At 66.2% G+C, this 25,118-nt stretch carries 22 protein-coding genes; 6 read left to right on the top strand and 16 right to left on the bottom strand.

Annotated elements, in window-relative coordinates; genetic code table 11:
• Window positions 1–441 (bottom strand): PH domain-containing protein, encoded by a 441-nt coding sequence (locus tag ACE3RX_RS21275; RefSeq protein WP_374486973.1) that lies wholly within the window; start codon window positions 439–441, stop codon window positions 1–3.
• An 83-nt stretch (window positions 442–524) separates the two neighbouring features.
• Window positions 525–1,439, bottom strand: coding sequence for a LysR family transcriptional regulator (locus tag ACE3RX_RS21270; protein WP_374486972.1), 915 nt, complete (start codon window positions 1,437–1,439; stop codon window positions 525–527).
• A 107-nt stretch (window positions 1,440–1,546) separates the two neighbouring features.
• Between ACE3RX_RS21270 and ACE3RX_RS21265 the strand changes: the two genes are divergently transcribed.
• Entirely contained in the window at window positions 1,547–2,221 is a 675-nt protein-coding gene (locus ACE3RX_RS21265; RefSeq protein ID WP_374486971.1) for a carbonic anhydrase family protein, read from the top strand.
• A 14-nt stretch (window positions 2,222–2,235) separates the two neighbouring features.
• Here the strand turns inward: ACE3RX_RS21265 and ACE3RX_RS21260 are convergent, their stop codons facing one another.
• Window positions 2,236–3,276 (bottom strand): OmpA family protein, encoded by a 1,041-nt coding sequence (locus tag ACE3RX_RS21260; protein WP_374486970.1) that lies wholly within the window; start codon window positions 3,274–3,276, stop codon window positions 2,236–2,238.
• Between the two features lie 648 nt (window positions 3,277–3,924).
• Here ACE3RX_RS21260 and ACE3RX_RS21255 point away from each other — a divergent pair.
• Window positions 3,925–6,153, top strand: coding sequence for a TonB-dependent receptor (locus ACE3RX_RS21255; protein WP_374486969.1), 2,229 nt, complete (start codon window positions 3,925–3,927; stop codon window positions 6,151–6,153).
• A 13-nt stretch (window positions 6,154–6,166) separates the two neighbouring features.
• On the opposite strand, the gene ACE3RX_RS21250 is transcribed toward ACE3RX_RS21255, so the two are convergent.
• Window positions 6,167–8,599, bottom strand: a complete 2,433-nt coding sequence (locus ACE3RX_RS21250) for an ATP-binding protein (RefSeq protein ID WP_374486968.1) — start codon at window positions 8,597–8,599, stop codon at window positions 6,167–6,169.
• Entirely contained in the window at window positions 8,599–9,501 is a 903-nt protein-coding gene (locus tag ACE3RX_RS21245; RefSeq protein ID WP_374486967.1) for a phosphate/phosphite/phosphonate ABC transporter substrate-binding protein, read from the bottom strand. The genes ACE3RX_RS21250 and ACE3RX_RS21245 overlap by 1 nt, the downstream gene beginning before the upstream one ends.
• 196 nt (window positions 9,502–9,697) lie before the next feature.
• On the opposite strand from ACE3RX_RS21245, the gene bfr (ACE3RX_RS21240) reads away from it, so the two are divergent.
• Together bfr (ACE3RX_RS21240) and bfr (ACE3RX_RS21235) are read left to right on the top strand one after the other, a co-directional pair.
• Window positions 9,698–10,186 carry a bacterioferritin gene (gene bfr, locus ACE3RX_RS21240; RefSeq protein ID WP_374486966.1) on the top strand — a complete coding sequence of 163 codons (489 nt, stop codon included), beginning with the start codon at window positions 9,698–9,700 and terminating at the stop codon, window positions 10,184–10,186.
• Between the two features lie 12 nt (window positions 10,187–10,198).
• Entirely contained in the window at window positions 10,199–10,681 is a 483-nt protein-coding gene (bfr, locus tag ACE3RX_RS21235; RefSeq protein ID WP_374486965.1) for a bacterioferritin, read from the top strand.
• Window positions 10,682–10,755: 74 nt separating this feature from the next.
• Here the strand turns inward: bfr (ACE3RX_RS21235) and ACE3RX_RS21230 are convergent, their stop codons facing one another.
• The 10 genes from ACE3RX_RS21230 to ACE3RX_RS21185 all read right to left on the bottom strand — a co-directional run bounded on the left by ACE3RX_RS21230 (window position 10,756) and on the right by ACE3RX_RS21185 (window position 20,071).
• Entirely contained in the window at window positions 10,756–10,980 is a 225-nt protein-coding gene (locus tag ACE3RX_RS21230) for a DUF3820 family protein (protein WP_374486964.1), read from the bottom strand.
• On the bottom strand, window positions 10,977–12,443 hold the full coding sequence (locus ACE3RX_RS21225; RefSeq protein ID WP_374486963.1) for an aminoacyl-histidine dipeptidase: 1,467 nt from the start codon (window positions 12,441–12,443) through the stop codon (window positions 10,977–10,979). Before ACE3RX_RS21225 ends, ACE3RX_RS21230 begins: the two co-directional genes overlap by 4 nt.
• 33 nt (window positions 12,444–12,476) lie before the next feature.
• On the bottom strand, window positions 12,477–13,478 hold the full coding sequence (locus ACE3RX_RS21220) for an LLM class flavin-dependent oxidoreductase (protein ID WP_374486962.1): 1,002 nt from the start codon (window positions 13,476–13,478) through the stop codon (window positions 12,477–12,479).
• Window positions 13,479–13,608: 130 nt separating this feature from the next.
• Window positions 13,609–14,379, bottom strand: a complete 771-nt coding sequence (locus tag ACE3RX_RS21215; RefSeq protein ID WP_374486980.1) for a thiazole synthase — start codon at window positions 14,377–14,379, stop codon at window positions 13,609–13,611.
• A gap of 52 nt (window positions 14,380–14,431) precedes the next feature.
• Window positions 14,432–14,638, bottom strand: a complete 207-nt coding sequence (thiS, locus tag ACE3RX_RS21210) for a sulfur carrier protein ThiS (RefSeq protein ID WP_374486961.1) — start codon at window positions 14,636–14,638, stop codon at window positions 14,432–14,434.
• On the bottom strand, window positions 14,635–15,600 hold the full coding sequence (gene lipA, locus ACE3RX_RS21205) for a lipoyl synthase (protein ID WP_374486960.1): 966 nt from the start codon (window positions 15,598–15,600) through the stop codon (window positions 14,635–14,637). The genes thiS and lipA overlap by 4 nt, the downstream gene beginning before the upstream one ends.
• Before the next feature lie 150 nt (window positions 15,601–15,750).
• A complete protein-coding gene (locus ACE3RX_RS21200; RefSeq protein ID WP_374486959.1) occupies window positions 15,751–16,863 on the bottom strand; it encodes an acetoin dehydrogenase dihydrolipoyllysine-residue acetyltransferase subunit in 1,113 nt (370 codons plus the stop codon).
• Window positions 16,863–17,873, bottom strand: a complete 1,011-nt coding sequence (locus ACE3RX_RS21195; RefSeq protein ID WP_374486958.1) for an alpha-ketoacid dehydrogenase subunit beta — start codon at window positions 17,871–17,873, stop codon at window positions 16,863–16,865. The genes ACE3RX_RS21200 and ACE3RX_RS21195 overlap by 1 nt, the downstream gene beginning before the upstream one ends.
• A 34-nt stretch (window positions 17,874–17,907) precedes the next feature.
• The gene (locus tag ACE3RX_RS21190) at window positions 17,908–18,882 is read right to left on the bottom strand and encodes a thiamine pyrophosphate-dependent dehydrogenase E1 component subunit alpha (protein WP_374486957.1); all 975 of its coding nucleotides are present in this window, start codon (window positions 18,880–18,882) and stop codon (window positions 17,908–17,910) included.
• Window positions 18,883–19,027: 145 nt separating this feature from the next.
• Window positions 19,028–20,071, bottom strand: coding sequence for an ATP-NAD kinase family protein (locus ACE3RX_RS21185; RefSeq protein ID WP_374486956.1), 1,044 nt, complete (start codon window positions 20,069–20,071; stop codon window positions 19,028–19,030).
• A 333-nt stretch (window positions 20,072–20,404) separates the two neighbouring features.
• Here ACE3RX_RS21185 and ACE3RX_RS21180 point away from each other — a divergent pair, with 333 nt between their 5' ends.
• Window positions 20,405–22,417 carry a sigma-54-dependent Fis family transcriptional regulator gene (locus ACE3RX_RS21180; RefSeq protein WP_374486955.1) on the top strand — a complete coding sequence of 671 codons (2,013 nt, stop codon included), beginning with the start codon at window positions 20,405–20,407 and terminating at the stop codon, window positions 22,415–22,417.
• A gap of 24 nt (window positions 22,418–22,441) precedes the next feature.
• Here ACE3RX_RS21180 and ACE3RX_RS21175 read toward each other — a convergent pair whose 3' ends face one another.
• Window positions 22,442–23,416 (bottom strand): LysR family transcriptional regulator, encoded by a 975-nt coding sequence (locus ACE3RX_RS21175; protein ID WP_374486954.1) that lies wholly within the window; start codon window positions 23,414–23,416, stop codon window positions 22,442–22,444.
• 94 nt (window positions 23,417–23,510) lie between these two features.
• On the opposite strand from ACE3RX_RS21175, the gene ACE3RX_RS21170 reads away from it, so the two are divergent.
• Window positions 23,511–24,755, top strand: coding sequence for an MFS transporter (locus ACE3RX_RS21170; protein WP_374486953.1), 1,245 nt, complete (start codon window positions 23,511–23,513; stop codon window positions 24,753–24,755).
• Window positions 24,756–25,118: the final 363 nt, after the last annotated feature.

Here is a 25,118-nt window from a genome sequence, read left to right as displayed (position 1 = left end):
TCAGCCCGTACTCTTTGTACTTTCGATCGCATGGATGAATGCTTGGTGATCGACAGGCGAGACAAGCACGGCGTTTCCTGCTCCGTACTCCACCCGCAGCCGTCTGAGCGACAGGGCGGGACTCGAGATCAGGGAACTACTCGGCGTGATGCTGGTGATGGACGCAATCGGGATTTGCCAAGCGAACGGCCCGCTTCGAATATGCAGGATGCCACCCATGATTGAATACCTGGTTCCGGCAAGGATCCACATTGGCAATCCTGCTCCGATTGCGACAATCCCCGCAGGGATCAGCAAGGCCATGCCGTAGGCTTGCCGCAAGAGCGTGCCTGCAGCGGAGAGCGCAATAGTGGCGGAAAGCATCAGGGCGAAGAGAAGCCAGGTATCGATTCTTGAGCGGAAGACCATACATACCTCCATGCTGGCCAACGTGAAGGCCATTGTATGGACGTTCGGCGCGTTGGCGCTGACGACCATGGTAGCTAAAAAGACGTGAGAGGCAGCCTTTCAGCCGTCCTTGCCGCCTATGAGCCCGACTCGCGCCGCTCACTCCATTCCAGCGCCGTTCGTGTGAGGTGATCGAGAAACACGGTCGCAACCGGAGAAAGCCTTTTCCCGCGTGGATAAAGGGTGAACCACCGGGATTGGAGTGGAAAACCGTCCACATCCAGAATGGTCAGTTGATCGTCCGCAGGCCGCGCAGGCAGCGCATGGCGCGAGATGACGGCCAGGCCGAGGCCGCCGGCAACGGCCTGCTTGATCGCCTCGTTGCTGCCTAACTCAAGCCTGACTTCCGGCACGAAGGCCGCGTTCGAGAAAAACGCGTCGCAGGCCAAGCGTGTGCCCGAACCACGCTCCCGCAGGATGAAGCGCTCTGCCGAGAGCTCGGCAAGTTCCAGATGACGCCCCTTCAGTCGGTGGGCCTCGGGGGCAATCAGGACCAATGGATTGGGCAGGAACGCGTGCTGTTCGAGGTCGAGATTCTCGGGCGGCATCGACATGATGTAGAGATCGTCTCGGTTCTCGCGCAGGCGCGCCACTACCCCGTCGCGATTCAGGATCTCGAGTGCGATCTCGATGTTCGGATGCTCCGTACAAAAGTTGCCCAGCAGGCGCGGCACAAAGTACTTCGCGGTACTCACCAGCGCGACGCGCAGGCGTCCCTGTTCCAGCCCCTTCATGGCATTGAGGGTCTGCTCGAAGGCGAGCCACTCGTCGAGCATCGCCCGTGCCGTCGCGGCCAGCGCCTCGCCGGCAGGGGTCAGGAACAGGCGTTTGCCGATCTGCTCATAAAGAGGCAGGCCGGCGGCCTCGGCCAACTCGCGCAATTGCATCGACACCGTCGGCTGGGTGACATGGCAGGCCTCGGCGGCCGCGGTGACACTACCGCGCTCGGCCAGCGCGAGGAAGAGGCGCAACTGGCGAAAGGTGGCATTCATAGATATTTATCGATCAATATCATTGTAAATATCGATTATTGCTTATTTCCTCTCGTCGGTAACATTGCGACCCAGCCCAATCGCTGGAAAGCCAGACACGACCCACCATGAAAACGCATACCCTCGAAACCCAGGCCACCGTTACCCCGGCACTCGCCCTGCAGTTCCTCAAGGAAGGCAACGCACGCTTCGTCAACAACCTGCGCGTGAGCCGCGACCTGTTGCAGCAAGCCAATGAGACGCGCGATGGTCAATGGCCGTTCGCCACCATCGTCAGCTGCATCGACAGCCGTACATCGGCCGAGCTCATCTTCGACCAGGGCCTCGGGGATATCTTCTCGGTGCGTATCGCCGGCAACGTGATCAACACCGACATCCTCGGCAGCCTCGAGTTTGCCTGCAACGTGGCCGGGTCGAGACTCATCGTGGTGCTCGGACACTCCTCATGCGGCGCCATCAAGGGCGCCTGCGACCACGTGGAACTCGGGAACCTGACCGAACTGCTGTCGAAGATCCAGCCCGCCGTGTATCAGGAGAGCCAGACCCTGGAGCCGGCAAAGCGCAATTCGAAGAACACCGCGTTCGTCGAGAATGTTGCCAACCTGAACGTACGCCATTCGGTACGCTCGATCATCAACCGCAGCTACATCCTCGAGCACATGGTCACCGCCGGGAAGATCGGCATCATTGGCGCCAAACACGACCTGGCCACGGGCGAAGTCACCTTCTTCGAGGACACCTGGCTGAATGACGAGGCATCCATTCGGGCGATGGTCGGGTAGGGGGACAGCCAGCTTCAGCGCACCACCAACTCTACCCGCCGATTGCGTGCGCGCCCATCGTCGGTCGCGTTCGTGTCCAGCGGTGCGAGGCTGGCCACCCCCTTTGCCATCAAGCGCCTGGCTTCGATGCGCTGATCCTTGACCAGGGCATCGACCACTGCCTGGGCGCGCTGTTGCGAAAGCAGCAGATTGGCGTCGAGCTGGCCCTGCCCATCGGTGTGCCCCACCACATAGACCTGCAAAGACGGCTGCGACTTGAGCAGCTTGCCCATCTCTTCGAGTTGCAGTTTGGAGTTGGGCTTTATCTCGGCCTTGCCGGTATCGAAGTACAGGCCATAGAAGGCCACCTTGCCTTCCTTCTGCAGGCCGGACTGGATGTCGGATGCCTTCAGCACGGTCACTTGCCCTGTCTGCATGGCCTTGGGCTCCACCACTTCGATAAAGGCCGCGCTGTAGTTTGTGTTCGAGTTGACCGCCTTGCTCACATACAGCAACACCCATTTCTCGACGCCGCCCTGAGCCAGTGTGCCGACCCACATGCGCCCTTCTTCGAACGTGACCGCGGCATCCGGGTTGTATGTGGCACTCGACCCCAATGCGGGAACGGAACCGCGCGACCACATGAGGCCCTTGTCGAATTCAAGGGGGGTCAAGGCGAAGTACTGATCGCTGCAGGCCACCTCGCACGAGAATTTCTTTTTGAACCCGGCTGCGCTCAACGCCTGCTCGTGGTTGCGATAGACCTCAAGCGGGCTCTTGCCGGCCGGTGACAGGTAAACAGCGCGCGTGCGCTTGCCCTCTACTGTGACCACATCCCGGAACGGCTTGCCCTGTATGTCTTTGTTGATCACCGCAGACGCGGGCAAGCGCGCAGCCTCCCACGGCTCGGCCTTGTAGCCGATCAAGGTGGCGCCGGCGAAGCGCTTGATGAGTGCCGGATCGGTTGATCCCGGAACGTCCTTCGGGAAGTCTCCTGCATGGGCTGCTTGAAGAAGCGCCATCGCCGAAGCGGCGATGAACGATGCGCGCGCACCTTGAATGAGCTTGTGCAACATGTCCGTCCTTTTCTTTGTCATCGTTCATCAGCACCTTCATGCAATTGGTTTAGCGCTTGGAAAACAGGGAGGCATGGCTGACGCTGTCGCTCGTGACCGTCAGCACCTGGCTGAACACTGTCCCTTATTCTCGGTGGTGGAACGACGTTTCCGCAGCGGCGCAGTTCACATCCTTAACGTTGTACATGCTGAGTGAGTGATGCCGAATGAGTTGTTCGGGCCGCGCATGGCCTTGCGACAATGAGCTGATCAACTGGGCACGGGTTGTGATGCAATGCTGCTGCGCGCAGATATGGGCGTGAGCAGTGAACAAGCCATGTTGCATTGCTCCGTCAGCATCTTGCTGCGTGCACGGAAGATGTCGCGGGGTGAACATCAAATATTGCGGTAGCGATATTGCATGGTGCGTGCTCAATATTGAATGTTGATGCCGCAACATGACATGTTGCCCCGTGCACGATGTTCGTTCACCGGCCTGCATTCGATTCACCGCCGTCAACATGACATCAGCACGGTCAAACATGCGCCCATGCGACGCCATTGAAGACTAATGCCAACGTCTTGCTGCGGCATCTTGTCGCATCGGCAATCATTTCGTGAGGTAAGAGAATCCGGGCCTGACCAAATTGAGTGGATAAGGAAGTCCCAATGCGACGTATCGCGCCCGTGCCCTCCCGGCTTGCCCTGATCATTGCCTCGTTGTTCCCCCTGGTTTCCGTTCCGGTTGTTTGGGCGGCGGATGGGCCGGCGGAGTTGTCGGAGGTGGCGGTGTCGGCATCGCGCGTTGAGCCCGTGAATGGCAAGCAGGGGGTAGAGCGTTCGTGGATCGCGCGCCAGCGTGCCGCGACCAGCGATTCGGCGGCGTTGCTGCTGGGCGTGCCGGGGGCGGCGATGTCGACGGCGGGTGGGGTGTCGAGCTTGCCGGTCATCCAGGGGCTGGCGGACGACCGCAATCGCATTCAGGTGGATGGCATGGACCTGATTTCGGCGTGCGGTAATCACATGAATCCCCCACTGTCCTATATCGACCCGACGCGCATCGGCGAGATCAAGGTTTATTCCGGCGTGCGGCCGGTGAGCCTGGGCGGCGACAGCATCGGTGCGACGGTGGTCGTCGATTCCCGTGCGCCGCGCTTTGCGGCGGCGGGTGAGGGCAATCTGGCGACCGGCGAGCTCGGCGCGTTCTACCGTTCCAACGGCGATGCGCACGGCTTCAATGCGACGGCGACCTGGGCCAGCGAGAACCTCAGCGTCACCTACGCCGGCTCGGAGGCGGAGTCGCGCAATTACCGTTCGGCCAAGGCGTTCAAGAGCGGGACGACGGCGCTCAATACTCGGGTGGGAGATCACTGGATCGCCGGCGACGAGGTCGCCTCGTCGGCCTACAAGTCGATCAACCAGGCGCTGGATGTGGCGCTGCGCAATGGCAATCATCTGTTTGAAGTGAAGGCCGGGGTGCAGCACATTCCCTATCAGGGATTCCCGAACCAGCACATGGACATGACCGACAACAAGAGTGCCCGCTTCGCCTTCAATTACAGCGGGACTTTCGAGTGGGGCAGCCTGCAGGGGCGGATCTATCAGGAGCAGACCCGCCACCAGATGGATTTCGGCAAGGACAAGCTTTACTGGTATGGCGCCGCGAAGAATGTGGCCGGTATGCCGATGGACACCAAGGGCAACACCATCGGCGCGCAGCTGAAGGCCGAGATCAACCTCAACGAGCGCGATACGCTGCGCATCGGCACGGAATACCAGCGCTATCGCCTGGACGACTGGTGGTTGCCGGTAGCCAACTCGATGATGATGTCGCCAAACACCTTCTGGAACATCAATGATGGCCAGCGTGACCGTTTCGACCTGTATGGCGAATGGGAGGCGCAGTGGACGCCGCGGTGGACCTCGCTGGCCGGTGTGCGCAGCAGCACCATGCGTATGAATGCCGGCGCGGTGCAGGGCTACAACACGATGGCGGGCTACGCCACCGATGCGGCACGCTTCAACGCCGTCGACCGCCGCAAGACCGACGACAACGTGGACGCGACGCTGATGCTGCGCTTCACGCCCGCCGTGGGGCGCGTCTTTGAGGGCGGCTATTCGCGCAAGACCCGTTCGCCGAGCCTCTACGAGCGCTATACGTGGTCCACCAACGGCATGGCGATGACCATGAACAACTGGCTCAACGACGGCAACGGCTACGTGGGCGATGTTGAACTGAAACCGGAAGTGGCGCATACGGTGAGTGTGAGTGCCGACTTCCGCGATGCGGAGAGTCAGCGGTGGGCGTTCAAACTCACGCCGTATTATTCCTATATCGACAACTATATCGATGCGCGCTGCCGGACGACGTGCACGGCGCAGCGCTTCAACTACCTGCAGCTGGTCAATACCGATGCGCGCATCGCCGGTATCGACCTGTCCGGCCAGGCGCTGCTGGCCGAGGGCGCGGGTTTCGGCAGTGTCACCGGCAAGGCGGTGGTGGGCTATGTGCGCGGCAAGGACGCGCGGACCGACGACCACCTGTACAACATCATGCCCCTCAACGCCCGGCTCACCTTCGAGCACCGGCTGAACGGGTGGATCAATACGGTAGAAGGCGTCTTCGTGAAGGCCAAGGACGACGTGTCCCAGGTGCGCAACGAGATCCGCACCGCCGGCTATGGTCTGCTCAACCTGCGCAGCAGTTATGACCGGAAGCATTACCGCGTCGATGTGGGCCTCGACAACGCTTTCAACAAGCAATACACCCTGCCGCTCGGCGGCGCCTACATCGGCCAGGGCACGACGATGGCCCTCAATGGGGCCGGCGCGCCCTATGGCATCGGTGTGCCGGGCATGGGGCGTTCGCTGTACGCGGGGCTGACGCTGAAGTTCTGAGCGCGGCCCGCGCTCAGTCGTCGCCGATCCGCGCCCGCAGCGCAGTGATCAGCGGCGGCAGTTCGCGGGTGAGTTCATCGGCGGCGCGGCGGGCCTGCTCGGGCCCATCGGCCGCGCCGTGCTTGATGGCCTGGCAGATCCGGTCGGCCAGGTGGTACACCGCTATCGCGCCGATGTTGCCGGCGGCACCCTTCAGCGTGTGGGCGCGTTCGTAGGCTTCGTCGAATCGCCCCCCGATGAGGGCGGCAAGGATCTGCGCTGCGGCGTCGTCCTCGGTACGCAGGAAGATGTGCAGGATGCGCAGGTAGGTCGGCAGGCGGTTGCGGACGATGTGCAGCCCGGCGGCCACGTCGAGTCCGGCGATGGCTTCGAGCTGTGTGCGCAGGTCGCCGTTACCGTTTTCCGCCGCGGTCGGGGTGGTGGCTTCCTGCGCCGGCTTGAGGGTTTCCTGCTGTCCTGGCAGCCATTCCAGCACGGTGCGGTACAGGCGTTCGGGATCGACCGGCTTGGCGATGTGGTCGTTCATGCCGGCGGCGAGGCAGCGCTGGCGGTCGTCCTTGAAGGCATTGGCGGTCATCGCCAGGATCGGCACCATCTGCCGGCCCGGTAGCTGGCGGATCGCGCGGGTGGCCGCCAGGCCGTCCATGTTCGGCATCTGCATGTCCATCAGGATCAGGTCGTAGGCGGTGACGGTGGCGAGGGCCAGCGCCTCGTGGCCGTCACTGGCCACGTCCACCTGCATGCCCGGCTCGGTCAGCAGGGCCAGCGCGACTTCCTGGTTGGTCGGGTTGTCTTCGGCCAGCAGGATGCGCTTGCCGCGCAGGCGGCCGAGATCGGCTGATGTCCCGGCAGGCGCAAGGCTGCCTGTGGGGGGAGGGCGGTTTTCAGTCGTGGCGGCGGCTGGCTGTGTTCCGGCCGGGCAGCGTTGCAGCGGCAGCTCGAACCAGAAGGTGCTGCCCTCGCCGAGGACGCTGTCTACGGCGAGGCTGCCGCCCATCAGTTCGACCAGCTTGCGGCTGATGACCAGCCCCAGGCCTGTGCCGCCGTACTTGCGCGTGGTCGAGCTGTCGGCCTGCTGGAAGGCCTTGAAGACGCGCTCGCGCTGCTCGTCGGCGATGCCGATGCCGGTGTCGCTGACCTCGAAGCGCACCCGGAGCGTGTCGCCGTCGGTGCCCATCAGGCGGAGGCGGAACAGGATGCGGCCGTGTTCGGTGAACTTCACCGCGTTGCTGGCCAGGTTGAGCAGCACCTGGATCAGCTTGAGGCGGTCGGCCCGCAGCCAGGCGGGCAGGGCTGGATCGATGTCGCGCTCGAGGACGAGCTGCTTGGCGGCGGCCCGTTCGCCGATCATGTCGAACAGTTCCCGGGCGAGGGCGCCGACCTCCATGTCATCGAGCTCCAGGCTCACCTTGCCGGCCTCGATCTTCGAGAAGTCCAGAATGTCGTTGATGATGCCCAGCAGGTGGTGGGCGGCCTGCTGCATCTTGTCGAGCCGCTCGACCTGTTGCGGGTCTTGTTCGGCGTGGCGGACGATGTGGTTGAGGCCGATGATCGCGTTCATCGGCGTGCGGATCTCGTGGGACATGTTGGCCAGGAACACGCTCTTGGCGACGTTGGCCGCCTGCGCCTCGTCGCGGGCCTGGGACAGCGCGGCAGTACGCTCGGCCACCTGTTCCTCCAGATGCTCCCGGTAGTCCTGCAGCGCGGTTTCGGCCCGGCGGCGCAGTTCGTCGCGCTCGGCGAGGGCGTCCTGCATGCGGTTGAAGGCATGGGCCAGGTAAGCGGCTTCGTCGGCGCCGGTGAGGCTGACGCGGACTTCCGCGTCGCCACCTTCGACGCGGCTCATGGCCGCGCTCAGCGCGCCGAGCCGGCGGGTGAGGCGGGTGCCGAGCCAGATAGAGAACAGCGTGGTCAGAGCGATCGCCAGCACTGCGAAGAGCAGGCCGGAATGGCGGATGGTGGTCAGGCGGGCCTCGATGTCGGACTCATCGACGCCCACGCGCACCCAGCCGATGGGGCGTTGGTTGAGCATCACCGGGATGGCCGCGTCGGTGAGCGCGATGTGCCGGGACAGCAGGGTTTCGTTGGCCTCCCGTGGGAGATCGGCCAGGTACTGGCCGATGCGCAGACGGTCGGTATGGGCGAGGATCTGGCCGCGCCCATCGGTGACCATCGCGAATTCCAGCGACTTGTAGCGCTGCTGGGCCGTCACCAGCTCCTGCAGGCCGGCGGCGTCGCGCGCCTCCAGCCACACCGCCGACGAGGTGGCGAGGGTTCGCGCCAGCCCGAGGGCGTGTTCCTCCTGGCGCTCGAGCAGGAACTGCTGTTGCCAGTAGGTCAGGAAGAACACGAAGGCGACGGTGAGCAGTGCGATGGACGCAGCGACGCCGGCGATCAGCTGGCGGCGCAGGCTGCCGAACAGGCTCTTGCGTGCGGGCATGCCCATCAGCGGCGGTCCTCGACCTTGCGGACCTTGGCTTCGAACTCGGCGATGAATTGCCGCACTCGGTCGTAGTCCTTGTCCCCGGCCGGCCGGAAGCGGGCGGTTTCCATGCCGGCCAGGATCTCGCGTCCCGCCGCGCTGCCCTCCAGCTCCAGCAGCGTGCGGCGCACGGTGGCGACGATGGCCTCCGGCACGTCGTCGCGGGCCATTACCGAGTTGTTGATGAGGGACGGGGTTTCCCACGCCACGCGCAGTTCGGCGGCCTCCCGCGGGTGGTCCTTCTGGAAGGCGCGCCACGGCGGCGGCCAGGTGGCGCCGGCGCTCGTCTGGCCGAGATAGACGTTCAGGATCGATGACTCCTGCGAGCCGACGTAGCGGTTGTCCAGATCCCGCGTGACGTCCAGGCCGTTGGAGCGGAAAAACCACTGGGGCATGATGCAAGCCGCCAACGCCGTGGGCGAGGGATAGCTGATGGGCTTGCCCTTGAGGTCGCTGATCTGCCCGATGCGGCTGTCCCGCCGGACCAGGATCAGGCCCTTGAAGTCGGAGGCTTCACCGGCCATCGCCAGCACGTGATAACCCACCTTGCCGGCTTCCAGGGTTTGCCAGGGATTGGGCAGCAGGAAGTCCGGACCGCGCTGCCGGAGCTTTCGCTCGAATTCGGCGTAGTCGCGGGACGCCTCCAGTTCCAGCTGCACGCCGCTCAGCTGGCGGTTGAGGTGGTCGATCAGCGGCTGGTAGGCCGAGGCGAGTTTCTGCGGGTTGTGCAGGGGGTGGATGGCGAAACGCAGCACCGGCGTGCTGCTGCCTTGCGGCGCCTCCGCGTAGCGTGGGCCGCCGGGCACGGGCGGCGCATCGCAGCCGCCGAGCGCGACGAGGATCAGCACCAACGCGAAGGGTTTCATGAGGACTGTGCGCGGACGGGGTTATGCATATGGAGCCGGCGCCGGTGTGGTGGTCTCTAGCCTGGACTTCCGCCATTGTGCCCTGCGCCGGAGCCGCGGCGATAGGCATCCGCCAAATCCGCATATTCCCAGGCCAGGCTTGATTCTCCGTGTTTTCCATGCCAGCCTGAAAAGCTGGAATAAAAAGGAGTCTCCCATGAAAGGCGACAAGAAGATCATCGGCATTCTCAACGACTTGCTGGCGGGAGAGCTGGCGGCAGTCGATCAGTATTTGATCCACGGTGAAATGTATTCGGACATGGGTTATGGACACCTGTCCGAGAAGGCGCTGCACGAGTCCGACCACGAGCGCCAGCACGCCCGCGCGCTGATTCAGCGCATCCAGTTCCTGGAAGGCACGGCCTGTGTGGACAAGCGCAGCCCGATCAAGGTCGGCAAGGGCGTGAAGGAGATGCTGGAGGCCGATCTGGCCCTGGAATACCACGTGGTCGGCGAACTCAAGAAGGCCATTGCGGCCTGTGAGAAGGCCCAGGACTACGTGACGCGCGACATGCTGCTGGTTCAGCTCGAGGACACCGAGATGGACCACGCCTACTATCTGGAAAAGCAGCTCCGCCTGCTCGAGGCGATCGGCCTGCCGAACTACCTGCAAAGCCAGATGAAGCCTGGCCACCCCAACGAATAAGAAAGGTCTGCGATGAAAGGCGAAAAGAAGGTCATCGACATCCTCAACAAGGCGCTCACCAACGAGCTGACCTCTATCAACCAGTACTTCCTGCACGCCCGCATGTTCCGCAACTGGGGCTTCGAGAAGCTCAACGACTACAACTACAAGCAGTCGATCCGGGTGATGAAGGAAGCGGACGAGCTCATCGAGCGTATTCTCTTTCTGGAAGGCCTGCCGAATCTGCAGAACCTGGGCAAGCTGCTGATCGGCGAGAACGTCAAGGAATGCCTGGAAGGCGACCTGAAGTACGAGAAGGACGTGCAGCACCCGCTGCTGGTGGATGCCGTTGCCCTGTGCGAGGCCCACGCCGACTACGTCAGCCGCGACCTGCTGCAGGAGCTGCTGGAGGCCTGTGAGGAGGCTATCGACTGGCTGGAAACCCAGCTGTCGCTGATCGACAATGTGACCCTGCCCAACTACCTGCAGTCGCAGATGGAGCCGGGCGGCGACTGAGTCGCTGCCTGATGGCGCGCTAACGGCTGCCATCCTGGTCGCAAAAAAGCCGGTCCCATGAGGGGCCGGCTTTTTTATGCTTGAGGCGGTCTGCGGCGTAGCGGCGTCAGCAGTGGTTTGAGCCCGTTGTGGTCGAGTTCCAGCATCAGCGCCAGCAGCTGGCCCAGCCGTCCGGGTGGAAAGCCCTGGCGGGCGAACCAGGCGAGGTAGTTGCCCGGCAGGTCGGCCAGCACGCGTCCCTTGTATTTGCCGAAGGGCATCACATACTCGACCAGCGCCTGCAGATCGTCCGGGGTCATCGCGGGCTGCGGGCGATGTCAGCGAGGATGGCGGTGAACAACTGCCAGGCGCGGCCGACGGAGTCGATGTCGACACGTTCGCCGGGCGCGTGGGCACCGCGGATCGTCGGCCCGAAGGAGACCGTATCCATCCCAGGATACTTGGCGCCGATGATGCCGCACTCCAGCCCGGCGTGGATCACCTTGACCTGCGATTCGCCGCCGAACTCCCGCGCATAGGCCGCCTGGCACAGGGCCAGCAGCGGTGAGGATGGATTCGGCGTCCATCCCGGATAGTGGCCGGAGACTTCGGCGGGGGTGCCGGACAGCGCGAGCAGGCTGACGATCTCCTCCGCCAGCGCGGTGCTGCCGCTGTCGCGCAGGGAGCGCACCATGAAGTTGGCGCTCCCTTCCGTGGGGGTGATCGACACCACGCCCAGGTTGTTGGAGGTTTCGACGACGCCCGGCACGGCCAGGCTCCAGCGCCGCACGCCGTGGGGGGCAGCGTGCAGGGAGGCCAGCCACAGCGCCTGTTCCGCCTCGGTGAGCACGGCGTCGGCGTCGGCCGGCGCGCTGCTGAGGGTAATGCCGGCATCTACGCCGGCCAGCTCGTCGCGCAGCAGGGCCTGCCAGGCATCCAGCTGGGCATCCAGTTCGGCGCAGCGCCCGGCCGGCACGGCGACGAGGGCACGGGCTTCCCGCGGCAGCGCGTTGCGGGCACTGCCGCCCTCCAGGCTGGCGAGGCGCAGCGGCAGGTGGTTTTCAAGCCCGCGCAGCACGCGCACCAGCAGTTTGATCGCGTTGCCGCGCTCCTCGTGGATGTCTACGCCGGAATGGCCGCCGCGCAGCCCGGTCAGCGCGATCCGGCGCAGCACGTGGCCGGCCGGTACGGTGGCGGGCTGGCTGGCGCGGCGTACATTCACGTCCACGCCGCCGGCGCAGCCCAGGTAGAACTCGCCCCAGTCCTCGGTATCCAGGTTGAGCATCAGCCGGCCCTGCAGCACGCCGGAGGCGAGGCCCTGGGCACCACCCATGCCGGCTTCCTCGTCCACCGTGAACAGGGCTTCGAGGGGGCCGTGGATGAGGTACTTGTCCTCCAGCGCAGCGAGGATCAGGGCCACGCCGATGCCGTTGTCGGCGCCGAGGGTGGTGCCGTCGGCGACCAACCAGCCGCCGTCACGGCGCGGGCGGATCGGGTCGCGGGAGAAGTCGTGGGGCGTGTCGGCATTGGCCTGGCAGACCATGTCCAGATGGCCCTGCAGCACTACGCCGGGGGCCGCCTCATGGCCGGGGCTGGCCGGCTTGCGGATGATCAGGTTGCCGGCGCCGTCCACCTCGGCGGCCAGGCCGCGGCCCAGGGCCCAGTCGAGCAGATGATTGCGCAGCGCGTCTTCGGCTTTGGATTGACGGGGAATGCGGCACAGGGTGGCGAAATGGGACCACACGGCGGCCGGTTCGAGGCCACTAAAAACGGAGTCGGACATGGCGTGCGAGGCGTCGGTTGATCTGGGAGGGCCTCAAGATTTGCAGACCTGGGCGGCGATGTCGAGGGCGCGCAGGCGCAGATCCGGGTCGAAGACGTCGCTGACCAGCATGAACTCGTCGGCGTCGGTGGCTTCGGCCAGGCGGCTGAGGCCGGTGCGCACGCTGTCCGGGCTGCCGATCACCGCGGCGCCGAGGAAATCGCCGATGGCGGCGCGCTCTTCCGGGTGCAGGTTGGCCATGAAGTGCTCTTCCGGCGGCTGCAGGCGGCGGCGGTCGCCACGCAGGATGCCGAGCACGCGGCGGTAGGTGCTGCTGGCCAGGAAGTCGGCTTCCTCGTCGGTGGGGGCGGCAATCAGCGGCACGCCGACGATAGCGTAGGGCTTGGCGAGCTGTTCCGACGGTCGGAAGTTGCTGCGATACACGTCGAGGGCCTGCAACAGCAGGCGTGGTGCGAAGTGGGACGCGAAGGCGTAGGGCAGGCCGCGCTCGGCGGCGAGGCGCGCCGAGAACAGGCTGGAGCCGAGCAGCCAGATCGGCACATTGGTGCCGGCACCCGGCATGGCGATGAGCTTCTGGCCGGGCTGCGGGGCGGCGAGCAGTTGCTGCAATTCGGCCACGTCGCGGGGGAAGTCTTCTTCCCGCTCGATACGGTCGCGGCGCAGCGCGCGCATGGTCAGGCCGTCGGTGCCGGGGGCGCGGCCGAGGCCCAGGTCGATGCGTCCGGGGTAGAGCTCGGCCAGCGTGCCGAAGGCTTCGGCGACCACCAGCGGGGCGTGGTTGGGCAGCATCACGCCGCCGGAACCGACACGGATGCGCGAGGTGCCGCCGGCAATGTGGCCGACCAGCACGGCGGTGGCCGAGCTGGCGATGCCGGCCATGTTGTGGTGTTCGGCCAGCCAGTAGCGGGTGAAACCGAGGGACTCCACGTGGCGCGCGGTGCGCAGGGAGATGGCAAGGGCGTCGGCCACGCTGCCGCCTTCACGGACGGCGACGAGGTCGAGCATGGACAGGGCGATCTGGTTCAGTGCTTTCATGCTGCGCATTGTCGGCGGCCGCTGCCGGCTTCGCCAATCAGGGAAAATCCCTTCGAGTCGCGGCGGGTGCCGCCTGTTCCCCAATGCGTGCTGCTGTCCCGCCACCGGTGGGGCCGGCGGCGGGGACGCTTCAGCGCCCGATGACGCCTTCCAGCGGCGAGCTGGCGCTGGCGTGGTACAGGCGGCGCGGCATGCGGCCGGCCAGGAAGGCGTGGCGACCGGCCTCCACGCCGAGGCGCATGGCAGTGGCCATGCGTACCGGGTCGCCGGCAGCGGCAATGGCGGTATTCATCAGCACGCCGTCGCAGCCCAGTTCCATCGCGATGGCGGCGTCCGAGGCGGTGCCGACGCCGGCATCGACGATCACCGGCACCCGCGCGGCGTCGATGATGAGGTTGAGGTTCCACGGGTTGAGGATGCCCATGCCTGAGCCGATCAGGCTGGCCAGCGGCATGATCGCCACGCAGCCGATGTCCTCCAGCATGCGCGCCTGTACCGGGTCGTCGGAGCAATACACCATCACCCGGAAGCCGTCGCGCACCAGCACTTCGGCGGCCTTCAGCGTTTCCGGCATGTTGGGGTAGAGGGTCTCCGGGCTGCCGAGCACTTCCAGCTTGACCAGATCGTGGCCGTCCAGCAGCTCGCGGGCGAGGCGCAGGGTGCGGACCGCTTCCATCGCGCTGTAGCAGCCGGCGGTGTTGGGCAGCAGCGTGTAGCGGCGCGGGTCGAGCACGTCGAGCAGGCTGGGCTGGGCCGGGTCCTGGCCGATGTTGGTGCGGCGGATTGCCACGGTGACGATCTGCGCGCCGCTGGCCTCCACGGCGTCGCGGGTCTGGGCGAAGTCCCGGTACTTGCCGGTGCCCACCAGCAGGCGCGAGCGGAAGGTCTGGCCGCCCATCATGAAGGGCGTGTCCAGCGGTGTTGCGACGTGATGTGCTTCGGGTTTTCCCATGTCAGCCTCCTCCGACTGCGACGACGATTTCCACCCGGTCCTGCCCGACCAGCGGGGTGTGGGCGTAATGACTCTTGGGCACGATCTGACCGTTCACTTCGACGGCCACCCGCTTGCCGGCGTAGCCCAGGTCGATGACCAGGTCGGAAACTCGCCACGGGGTGGGAATCTCGCGGGGCTGGCCGTTGAGACGGATCGGAATGCTCATGCTGCGCCCTCCGCGATCAGCCCGCTGCCGGCGGCCAGCTGGTCGGCCCGGTAGGACGAGCGCACCAGCGGCCCGGCGGCCACTTCGACGAAGCCCAGCTCCAGCGCAATGTGCCGCCAGCGCTCGAACTCCTCCGGCGGCACGTAGCGTTCCACCGGCAGGTGGGAAGCGGACGGGCGCAGGTACTGGCCGAGGGTCAGGATGTCGCAGTGGTGGGCGCGCAGGTCGCGCATCGCGGCGAGGACTTCCTCGTCGGTCTCGCCGAGGCCGAGCATCAGCCCGGACTTGGTGGGCAGCGCCGGGTGGCGGGCCTTCATGTCGGCGATCAGGCGCAGGGACGCGGCGTAGTCGGCGCCGGGGCGCACCGCCCGGTACAGGCGCGACACGGTTTCCAGGTTGTGGTTGAAGACGTCGGGCAGCGCGTCGGCCAGGGTTTCCAGGGCCAGCGCCTCGCGGCCGCGGAAGTCAGGCGTCAGGATCTCGATCTGCACTTGCGGTGAGGTGTTGCGGATCGCCGCGATGCAGGCCGCGAAGTGGGCGGCGCCACCGTCGCGCAGATCGTCCCGGTCCACCGAGGTGATGACCACGTAGCGCAATTTCATGGCCGCGACGGTGCGCGCCAGGCGGTCCGGCTCGTCCGCGTCCAGCGGGGCGGGGCGGCCGTGGGCCACGTCGCAGTAGGGGCAGCGGCGGGTGCAGATGCTGCCCATGATCATGAAGGTGGCGGTGCCGCGGCTGAAGCACTCGCCGATATTCGGGCAGTCGGCCTCCTCGCAGACGGTATGCAGTTCCTGTTCGCGCAGCAGTTTCTGCAGCTCGCGCACGGAGGCGGTGCCCGGATCGCGGGCGCGCAGCCAGGGCGGCTTGGGCGGCGAGGCGCGCTGGCTGTCCACCTTCACGGGGATGCGGGCCAGCTTGTCGGCGCCGCGCAGGCTGACGGGCGTGGCGTGGGCGGTGGGCATGATGTCTCCTTGGGGGGGGGGGCTTGCGGTCCGGTTCGGGCCGGACTCCGATGTTCATGGGCCGATGGCGGCCCGCACGGCAGGGCGGGCGCCGGCCCACGGGGCGGGGGGATACCCGGGGGGCGGCGGTCCGTCCGCCGGCGGAGCCCGTCAGCCGACGAAGCGGGCGATGGCCCGATTGACGTCGTTGGCGGCTTCCATCTGCACCATGTGGCCGCGGTTGCCGAGCACTTCCACCTGCACCTTGCCGGACACCGCGTGGGCGTGGGCGACCGGGATGATGCGGTCTTCCTCGCCCCAGATCACCAGCACCGGCTTGCCCAGTTCGCCCAGCTGGTCGGCCATCACGCTGCTCTGGTGGCCGTCAGCGAAGAGGTTGTCGGACAGGGTGGCGAGGGCCTCGCCGACGCCTTCCAGGCGCTTGTACTTGAGCAGGTCGTCCACCAGCTGGCGGGTCACAAGGCTGCTGTCGGCAAACAGGTCGGCCAGCAGCGGCTTGAGGGCGTTGCGGTTGGCGGCGGAGACGAAACCCTGGATGTAGCCGGTGTTGATCTCGCTGCCCAGGCCGGCGCTGCCGATCAGGCTGAGCGAGCGGACCTTGGCCGGGTGGCGCAGGGCCACGGTGAGGGACACCGCGCCGCCCATCGAGTGGCCGACCAGGTGGGCCGAGGCGACGCCGACTGCGTCGAGGAAGGCCGCCACGGTGTCGGCCAGCGCGGCCAGGTTGCCCTCGCCGACGTCCTTGGTGGATTCGCCGTGGCCGGGCAGGTCGAGGGCGTACACCTCACGGTCGGTGGCCAGGGCTTCGTGGTTGAACAGCCAGTTGTTGAGGTCGCCGCCGAAGCCGTGGATCAGCAGCATTGCCTCGCCGCCTTCGCCGCGCTTGAGGTAGCGCAGCTTGTGGCCATTGACCTCGATCTTCTGGGTGGTCGGGCCCTGGTCTTCCTCCTCGCCGTCGGCGGGTTTGAAGTTGGAAAGGAAGTCGGCGACGAAGGCGTCGATGTCGGCGTCGGACACGCTAGCGTCGGCGATGACGCCAAGCAGGCCGCCCACCGGCAGCACGTCTTCTTCATTGGCGAGCTGGCGGCGCAGCACGCCGGTGGCCGCGGCCTCGACGGCGCCAGCGATCTTCTCGCTCTCGACCTCGACGATTTCCTGGCCTTGCTCGACGGCATCACCGACCTGCTTGAGCCAGCCGTTGACCTTTCCCTCCTGCATGGAAAGGCCCCACTTCGGCATGGTGATGGTTTGGATGTTGGACATTACTTGTACTCCTTGACGCTCTTGACTGCGGCGGCGATCTTCGCCGCGCTGGGGATGTAAAGCTCTTCGAGCGCGTCGCTGAACGGCACGGGAGCGTGGTAGCCGGTGACCTGGCGGATCGGGGCCTTGAGGCTGTCGAAGGCCTTTTCGGCGACCAGACCAGCGATGTCGGAGGCCATGCTGCAGCGGGGGTGGGATTCATCGACGACCACCAGGCGGCCGGTCTTCTCGACGCTTTCGAGGATGGTGTCGGTGTCCAGCGGCGAGGTGGTGCGCGGGTCGATGATCTCGCAGTGGATGCCCTGCTTCTGCAGGTCGGCGGCGGCTTCCTGGGCCTTCAGCACCATACGGCCGAAGGCCACGATGGTCACGTCGTGGCCTTCGCGGACCACGGCGGCTTCGCCGAAGGGCACGGTGTAGAGCTCTTCCGGTACTTCGCCTTCCATCGTGTAGAGGGCCTTGTGCTCGAGGAAGATCACCGGATCGTTGTCGCGGATCGACTGGATCAGCAGACCCTTGGCGTCGTAGGGGTTGGACGGCAGTACCACCTTCAGGCCCGGGATGTGGGTGAAGATGTTGTAGAGGCACTGGGAGTGCTGGGCCGCGGCGCGGAAGCCGGCGCCGTACATGGCGCGGATCACCACCGGGGTCTCGGCCTTGCCGCCGAACATGTAGCGGAACTTGGCGGCCTGGTTGAAGATTTGGTCGAAGCACACGCCGAAGAAATCGACGAACATCAGTTCGGCCACCGGGCGCATGCCGCAGCAGGCCGCGCCGACCGCCGCGCCGATGTAGCCGGACTCGGAGATCGGGGTGTCGATCACGCGGCCCGGATGCTTGGCGTACAGCCCGCGGGTCACGCCGAGCACACCGCCCCAGGCGTCCTGCTCGCCGGGTGCGCCGGAGCCGCCGGCCACGTCTTCGCCCATCACGATGACGTTCTGGTCGCGGGCCATTTCCTGGTCGAGAGCCTCGTTGATGGCCTGTTGGTAGGTAATCTTTCGTGCCATTTTTATGTCTCCTGAATTCTTTGGGCGGGCGTGATCAGTAGCTCACGTACACATCGGTGAGCAGGTCGGCTTCGGTGGGTTTCGGGTCGGACTTGGCCTTGACCACGGAGCCGTCGATGAGGGCCTTCACTTCGGCGTCGATGGCGTCCAGGTCGGCCTGGGCGAGTTCGCCGCTGGCGGTCACGCGGCGGGCGAACTGCAGCAGGCAGTCCTTGGTGTCGCGGATGTTCTGCACTTCGCCGGGGGCGCGGTAGGTTTGCTGGTCGCCCTCGAAGTGGCCGTAGTAGCGGGACAGCTTCACTTCCACCAGGGACGGGCCGCCGCCGTTGCGGGCGCGCTCGATGGCCTCACCGGCCGCTTCATGGACGGCGAAGAAGTCGAAGCCGTCCACCGTGATGCCCGGCATGCCGAAGGCCGAGGCGCGGTCGGCGATGGTGTCGCAGGCCACCGAGTAGTTGTAGGAGGTGGCTTCCGCGTAGCCGTTGTTCTCGGCCAGGAAGATCACCGGCAGGTTCCACACCGAGGCCAGGTTCATGGCTTCGAAGATGGTGCCCTGGTTGGAGGCGCCGTCGCCGAAGAAGCACACGCTGACGTTGCGGGTGCCGCGCAGCTTGGCCGCCAGCGCGGTGCCGCAGACCAGCGGGCCGCCGCCGCCGACGATGCCGTTGGCGCCGAGCATGCCCACCGACAGGTCGGCGATGTGCATGGAGCCGCCCTTGCCCTTGCAGGTGCCGGTCTTGCGGCCCCAGATTTCGGCCATCATGCCGACCGGATCGACGCCCTTGGCGATGCAGTGGCCGTGGCCGCGGTGGGTACTGGCGATGTGGTCGTCCTTGGTGAGGTTCATGCACACGCCGGTAGCGGACGCCTCTTCGCCCGCATAAAGGTGAACGAAGCCCGGGATCTCGCCGGTGGCGAAGTCGGTGTGCAGGCGCTCTTCGAATTCGCGGATGGTGCGCATGGTGCGGTAGGCCGTCAGCAGGTCATCGCGAGTCAGTTTCTTGGTCACGGTTGTCTCCAGATTGTGGATTTTTGGGTGGTGCTTCCGGTGCGGAGCGGGCTGCCCGCGCCGGGGTCGGTGGCGGTCGGCGCCGTGGGGCACCGTCCGGGGTTGAGGGCTGCGGGCGGGCCGCAGGCGGGAAGAAGGTGGTGGCTCATGCCGGCATCTCCGTGGCCAGCGGGCGTCGCAGCGCGCCGTGGCGGACGGCGGCGGCGAGGGTGGCGCGTACGTCCAGCGTGCGCGGGCCGTCCAGCTCGAGGGTCACGCTGGCCGGTTCGCGGCCGTTGAGTTCGATTTCTCGTTCGCCGTCGAGGGCCAGGCTGCCGCGCAAGCAACGCAGCGGGCGGGGCTCGCCGGGCAGCAGCAGGCCGTGGGCGGCCACCGGCACCGGCACGACCAGCCCTGGCGCGATGGGGGCCAGCACCGACGAGGTGGCGCCGTCGCACTGCACCCACGCGCCCTGCCAGTCGTTGCGGCCCACCGGGGCGAGCATCGCGGCGATGCTGGAGAGGCCGATGGCGTCCGGTTCGGCGAAGCTCACGAACAGTTCGGCGATGCTCGACGGCTCCCACACGGCGCGGGCGCCCACGTGGTCCAGGTGGGTCACGCAGACATCCACCAGGGCGATCTCCTCCCGTTCGCCGACGCGTACGCGCAGCTGCTTGTTGGGTACCGCGGCCTCGCCGACGCTGACCGCGCCGCTCGCCAGCAGGCCGGCGGCGAGGCCGGTCAGCGTTGCTTCGCGCAGTTCGGGAAAAGCGTTGTTGGTGCCGGACGACAGCGTTGCCAGCGGGATGTCGCCGCATTCGGATGCCACCACGCGGTGGGTGCCGTCGCCGCCGAGCACCACGATGACCGCCACGCCGGCGGCCCGCATGCGGCGGATCGCCTCGGCGGTGTCGCTGGCGTCGTGGCGCAGCTGCATCGGCAGGAATTCCACCTGCGGCCACGGCTGGCCGCGGTCGGCCCGGTGGCCGTCGATGGCACGGGTCAGGCCGGCGGTGATGCCCACCACGTCCGGCATCATCACGACCTTCTGTACGCCTACTGCACCAAAGGCACCGAGCAGGCGCTCGATCATGTTGACCTTTTCCACCGTCGGAAAAACCAGCGCCTTGCTGGTCAGCCGGCGGATGTCCCGCCCCGAGGCGGGATTGGCCAGGATGCCGATCGGAGGGATTTGGGAGACGTGTTTCACAATTGGGCTTCAATTGGTTGGCGAATTACGATCCTTTTTGCATGGGGCGTGCCAATTGCTGATCGAGTGCAGGTTTTGTGCGATGCGTTTTATGTAGTTCGATGTAAACAAATTATTTTTTTATTTTTGTTTTGCCGTGCAGGAAAAAAGGTTCGAGAAATGAAGCGCCGTTTGAGAGGTGGTGAGACGAGAAATGGACGAGAAACTGAGACAGGTGTCTCAATTTATGGAGACAAACGTCAGCATTGATTTAATTGCCGTAGCGGAATACGCTTTGTCGTTACCAAAGGATGTTTTTCCTAAAACACTCCCGATATATATGGGGGAAATAAAATGATTCGGGGACAAGGTGAGATCGCCCGCCACGTGGAACGCGTGGTCGAGGTGGTGGAGAGGGGCGCGCGGCTGCCCAGGCATCCGGCTCAGGACCGGCTGACGCGCTCGTGGCAACGCTCGTTGAGCAAATACCAGGTCGATCCGGGGCTGGCGACGACGCCCCAGGTGGTGACCGCGCAGGAATTGCGCGAGCACCGTGACCGCCTGGATGCCTTCATGCGTATTGCGCGGGAGGGCATGGATCGCCTGCATGAACAATTGCGGCCGTCGAGTTATTGCGTGCTGCTGACCGACGCCACCGGCGTCACCGTCGATTTCCGTACGGTGCCGGAACTGGACAAGGAGTTCCGCGCCCAGGGTTTCCGCAATGGCACGCGCTGGTCGGAAATGGACGAGGGCACCTGCGGTGTTGGTACCAGTTTGGTGGACGGTCAGCCGATCCTGGTCCACCGGGGTGAGCATTTCCGCTCCCATAACATCGGCTTCACTTGCAGCTCTGCGCCGATTCTCGGTATCGACGACCAGCCGCTGGCGGTGCTGGATGCCTCGGCGCTGTATTCGCCGGAGAACCGGGACAGCCAGTTGCTGGTGTTCCAGATGGTCGTCGAGAAGGCGCGCCTGATCGAGGACGCCTTTGCGTTTCACAGCCTGCGCCAGTACTGGATATTGCAGTTCGGGCGCAGCCCCGAACTGCTGCACGTGCAGACCGACTACCTGCTCGCCTTCGACGATACCGGCATGATCGTCGGCGGCAACCGTCGGGCTCGCAAGGAACTGCTGCAGCGACCGGGCAGGATGATCAACTGCGTGTCCGACCTCTTTGAATGTTCGGCCGCCGATCTGCTGGCGGCGGCTCACGCCCAGCCGGGACAGGCCATCCCCCTGCGCGTGCAGGACAGCGGCGAGCGTTTCTTTGCGCTGCTGCGGGTGCCCGATGCGCGGCGCCGCGCGCCGACCGCCGTGGAAAGCGGCGTGACCAACGAAGAGGGCTGCAACGAGGTACGCGGCTTTGGCCACCTGGCCACCGACGATTCGCGGGTGCGCACCAACGTGAGTCGTGCGCTGAAGGTGGCCAACCGGGACATCCCGGTGATGCTGCTGGGCGAGACGGGAACCGGCAAGGAGGCCTTCGCCAAGGCCATCCACGACTGCAGCAGCCGTCACAAGCAGCCCTTCATCGCCCTCAACTGTGCGGCGATCCCAGAGAGCCTGATCGAGAGCGAGTTGTTCGGCTACCGGGATGGCGCTTTCACCGGAGCGCGGGCCAAGGGCGCCCGCGGCAAGATTGTCCAGTCGGATGGCGGCACCCTGTTCCTCGACGAGATCGGCGACATGCCGCTGGTGCTGCAGAGCCGCTTGCTGCGCGTGCTGGCGGAAGGCGAGGTGCTGCCGCTGGGAGCCGAACAGCCGATCCCGGTGAAGCTCCATATCATCTGCGCCACTCACCAGAACCTGCCGCGCCTGGTCGAGGAAGGGCGCTTCCGCGAGGATCTGTATTACCGCCTGAATGGTGCAGTGTTCGTGCTTCCGCCGCTGCGCGAGCGGGAAGACATCGGCACGGTGATCGACCGGGTGCTGGTGGAAGAGGCCCGCGCGATGGGGCGGGAGGCGCTACGCCTGGCGCCGGAGACCCGCGATGCGCTGATCCGCCACGGCTGGCCGGGCAACATCCGCCAGCTGCGCCACGCGATGCGCTACGCCTGTGCGATCTGCGAGAGCACGTTGCTGCACACCGCGCATTTTCCGCCGGACCTGTTCTTCGGTCCGCGCCTGGTGTCTGCACGCCCGGCGGCGCGGGACGACTTCGGCATGCGCGAGGCCTTGCCGGAGCCGCCCGCGCCGCCGCTGAAAGAGAAGGACGCCCGCCTGCGTGAGCGCATGCTGGAAGTGCTGCGCCGCAACCAGTGGCAGGTGACCGTGTCGGCGAAGGAGCTTGGCCTGTCGCGGGCCACCTTCTATCGCAAGCTGACGCGCCTTAACATCGTGCCACCCAACCGGCGGGACCACTGAAAGCCATGCCCTGTCCCACGGCAGTCAACCGGCAATCGCCTGGGGCAGGGCGGCGCGCATCACGTCGATGAAGCCGCGCAGGCGGGCTGGGTAGAAGCAGGCGTAGGGATAGACCAGGCTGACCGGCAGCGGTGCGGCCTGCCAGTCGGGCGCCAGCTGTACGAGGCGCCCGTCGGCCAGCGCCTCGGTCATCACCCATGCCGAGCCGATGCCGGCACCCAGGCCCATCAGGGCCGCGCTACGCAGCGCGTAAAGGCTGTCGGTACTCAGGCGCGGTTCGATCGGCACGACGCGGCGCTCGCCCGTCGTCACGTGGCGCAGTGTGATCTCATGCCGGTAGTAGGTGCGCAGTGCGAGCCACGGCAGGCCGGCGAGGTCCTCCGGCTCGCGGGGCATCGGGCCGCCGGCGAGCACCGACGGTGCTGCGACGACGATGCGCGGCACCTCGGCGAGCTGGATGGCGACCAGCGAAGAGTCGGTGATCTCGCCGACCTGGATCGCGCAGTCGATGCCGGCGGCGATGAAGTCCTGGATCGCGCTGTCGTCGTGCAGCAGCCACTCGACCTTCATGCGCGGGTAGCGCTGCAGGTAGGCGGTCAGCGGGCCGACCAGACGTTCCTGGCCGAAGGCGTGGGGGGCGACGACGCGCAGTATGCCCTCCGGCTCCTCACGGGCACCTTTCAGGCCGGATTCGAAGCTGGCCCAGTTGCTCAGCAGGGTCTTGGCCCCCTCGTAGCAGCGTTCGCCGTCCACCGTCAGGCGCATGCTGTGGGTGGAGCGCTGCAGCAGGCGTACGCCGAGGGATTTTTCCAGGGCCTGCAGGCGCCGGCTGATGGTCGGCTGGGTCATGCCGAGCTGGGCGGCGGCGGCCGACAGGTTGCCGGCCTCGACGATGCGCACGAAGGTCTGGATGAGTTCCAGCCGGTCCCCCGTTCCGGATGCGGACGGAGGCGCATCGGCGCGGGGATCGCCGAGGGAGGTGATGAGGGTCTTCTTCATGCGTTGAACGTATAGCAAATCTGCATTCCGGGCTACTACCGCTGCTATTGCTTGGCAGGCAAGCTCCGTTCATCCCAGAAACAGGAGTTTTGCCATGACTTCCATTTGTAAAACGCATGACCCGCTGAGCGTCCCGCCGAAGCCGGAGTCGGTCGAGCCGGCGCAGTCGGAGGTCCGCCGGCCGGCCCGGTCGTTGATCTTCCTGCTGGCCGCAGGCGCCGGCCTGTCCGTCGCATCCCTGTATTACAGCCAGCCGCTGCTCGGCGTGCTGGCCGCCGAGTTCGGTGCCGGCGCGCGGGAGGCCGGCTTCGTGCCGACCCTGACCCAGCTCGGCTACGCCCTGGGCATCCTGCTGCTGGCGCCGCTGGGTGACCGCCATGACCGCCGCCGCATCATTCTCGGTAAGTCGGTGCTGCTGGTACTGGCCTTGCTGGCGGCCGGGCTGGCCGGGGACTTCGGCGGCTTCCTCCTCGCCAGCCTGGCCATCGGCGTGACCGCTACGCTGGCCCAGGATTTCGTGCCGGCGGCAGCCAGCCTCGCGCCGGAGCAGAGCCGCGGGCGCATCGTCGGCACGGTGATGACCGGCCTCTTGATGGGCATCCTGCTGTCCCGCGTGGTCAGCGGCCTGGTGGCCGAGTTTTGGGGCTGGCGGGCGATGTTCGCAGCGGCGGCGGTCGGCATCGGGCTGATCGGCCTGGCCTCGTGGCGCTGGCTGCCGCGTTTCGTGCCGACCACGCAGTTGTCCTACCGCGCCTTGCTCGCGTCGCTGCCGGTGCTGCTGGGCCGCCATCGGGAGCTGCGCCGCGCGGCGCTGGCCCAGGGGCTGCTGTCGGTGGGCTTCAGCGCCTTCTGGTCCACGCTGGCGATCATGCTGCACGGCGCGCCTTTCCACCTCGGGAGCGCCGTCGCTGGTGCTTTCGGGCTGGCGGGGGCGGCCGGTGCGCTCGCCGCGCCGATGGCCGGCCACCTGGCAGACCGTCGCGGGCCGGCGCTGGTGATCCGCCTGGCGGCCGGCCTCGCGGCGTTGTCCTTCGGCCTGATGAGCCTCGGCACGCAGTTGTCGCCGACCGTCCAACTGGTGCTGCTGGGGATCGCCACGGTAGGTTTCGACCTGGGTGTGCAGGCTGCGCTGATCGCCCACCAGAGCATCGTGTATGGCCTCGACCCCGGTGCGCGCAGCCGCCTGAACGCGGTCCTGGTGGTCAGCATGTTCGTCGGCATGGCGGCGGGGGCGGTGGCCGGTAGCCTGCTGTTTGCCCAGTGGGGCTGGTTGGCGGTCACCGGCATGGCGACGCTGACATCCCTGGCGGCACTGGCCGTGCGCGGGCTGCGCGACTGAGCGTGGAGGGGCTGGAGGCAGGAAAAGCTGCCAGCTTTGGCAGCGTTTCTGTCAAAAGACTGCCAGTCTGGCGCCCCTGGCCTGCGCCGCTCCAGGCCAAACCCTTGATCGATGGGGATTTCCACCGGTCGGTGCGGATGGCACGGATGTTGTTATGGATTGAACGACTCGCCACGGCTTTGTGAAGCAGCATCCGCCGTGGTGCCGACCCATTTCAACGCGAGTTCCTTGCAGCCATGAGCGAAGCCGACCCTCGAACCATCATCCCTCCCGATGCCCAGGCCAAGGTGCGGGCGGAAACTGAAGACACCCTCTACGCCGTCCGCCAGAAGGTCTACCCCCGCGCGGTGACGGGGCGCTTCG

Source organism: Zoogloea sp., assembly GCF_041914405.1.
Classification (GTDB): Bacteria; Pseudomonadota; Gammaproteobacteria; order Burkholderiales; family Rhodocyclaceae; genus Zoogloea.
This window is presented reverse-complemented; position numbering and strand designations above follow the sequence as displayed.

Excerpts from the sequence above, each read along its gene's own strand:
- ACE3RX_RS21275 (WP_374486973.1), bottom strand. The coding sequence starts at position 441 with ATGGCCTTCACGTTGGCCAGCATGGAGGTATGTATGGTCTTCCGCTCA.
- ACE3RX_RS21270 (WP_374486972.1), bottom strand. The coding sequence starts at position 1,439 with ATGAATGCCACCTTTCGCCAGTTGCGCCTCTTCCTCGCGCTGGCCGAG.
- ACE3RX_RS21265 (WP_374486971.1), top strand. The coding sequence starts at position 1,547 with ATGAAAACGCATACCCTCGAAACCCAGGCCACCGTTACCCCGGCACTC.
- ACE3RX_RS21260 (WP_374486970.1), bottom strand. The coding sequence starts at position 3,276 with ATGTTGCACAAGCTCATTCAAGGTGCGCGCGCATCGTTCATCGCCGCT.
- ACE3RX_RS21255 (WP_374486969.1), top strand. The coding sequence starts at position 3,925 with ATGCGACGTATCGCGCCCGTGCCCTCCCGGCTTGCCCTGATCATTGCC.
- ACE3RX_RS21250 (WP_374486968.1), bottom strand. The coding sequence starts at position 8,599 with ATGGGCATGCCCGCACGCAAGAGCCTGTTCGGCAGCCTGCGCCGCCAG.
- ACE3RX_RS21245 (WP_374486967.1), bottom strand. The coding sequence starts at position 9,501 with ATGAAACCCTTCGCGTTGGTGCTGATCCTCGTCGCGCTCGGCGGCTGC.
- bfr (WP_374486966.1), top strand. The coding sequence starts at position 9,698 with ATGAAAGGCGACAAGAAGATCATCGGCATTCTCAACGACTTGCTGGCG.
- bfr (WP_374486965.1), top strand. The coding sequence starts at position 10,199 with ATGAAAGGCGAAAAGAAGGTCATCGACATCCTCAACAAGGCGCTCACC.
- ACE3RX_RS21230 (WP_374486964.1), bottom strand. The coding sequence starts at position 10,980 with ATGACCCCGGACGATCTGCAGGCGCTGGTCGAGTATGTGATGCCCTTC.
- ACE3RX_RS21225 (WP_374486963.1), bottom strand. The coding sequence starts at position 12,443 with ATGTCCGACTCCGTTTTTAGTGGCCTCGAACCGGCCGCCGTGTGGTCC.
- ACE3RX_RS21220 (WP_374486962.1), bottom strand. The coding sequence starts at position 13,478 with ATGAAAGCACTGAACCAGATCGCCCTGTCCATGCTCGACCTCGTCGCC.
- ACE3RX_RS21215 (WP_374486980.1), bottom strand. The coding sequence starts at position 14,379 with ATGATGGGCGGCCAGACCTTCCGCTCGCGCCTGCTGGTGGGCACCGGC.
- thiS (WP_374486961.1), bottom strand. The coding sequence starts at position 14,638 with ATGAGCATTCCGATCCGTCTCAACGGCCAGCCCCGCGAGATTCCCACC.
- lipA (WP_374486960.1), bottom strand. The coding sequence starts at position 15,600 with ATGCCCACCGCCCACGCCACGCCCGTCAGCCTGCGCGGCGCCGACAAG.
- ACE3RX_RS21200 (WP_374486959.1), bottom strand. The coding sequence starts at position 16,863 with ATGTCCAACATCCAAACCATCACCATGCCGAAGTGGGGCCTTTCCATG.
- ACE3RX_RS21195 (WP_374486958.1), bottom strand. The coding sequence starts at position 17,873 with ATGGCACGAAAGATTACCTACCAACAGGCCATCAACGAGGCTCTCGAC.
- ACE3RX_RS21180 (WP_374486955.1), top strand. The coding sequence starts at position 20,405 with ATGATTCGGGGACAAGGTGAGATCGCCCGCCACGTGGAACGCGTGGTC.
- ACE3RX_RS21175 (WP_374486954.1), bottom strand. The coding sequence starts at position 23,416 with ATGAAGAAGACCCTCATCACCTCCCTCGGCGATCCCCGCGCCGATGCG.
- ACE3RX_RS21170 (WP_374486953.1), top strand. The coding sequence starts at position 23,511 with ATGACTTCCATTTGTAAAACGCATGACCCGCTGAGCGTCCCGCCGAAG.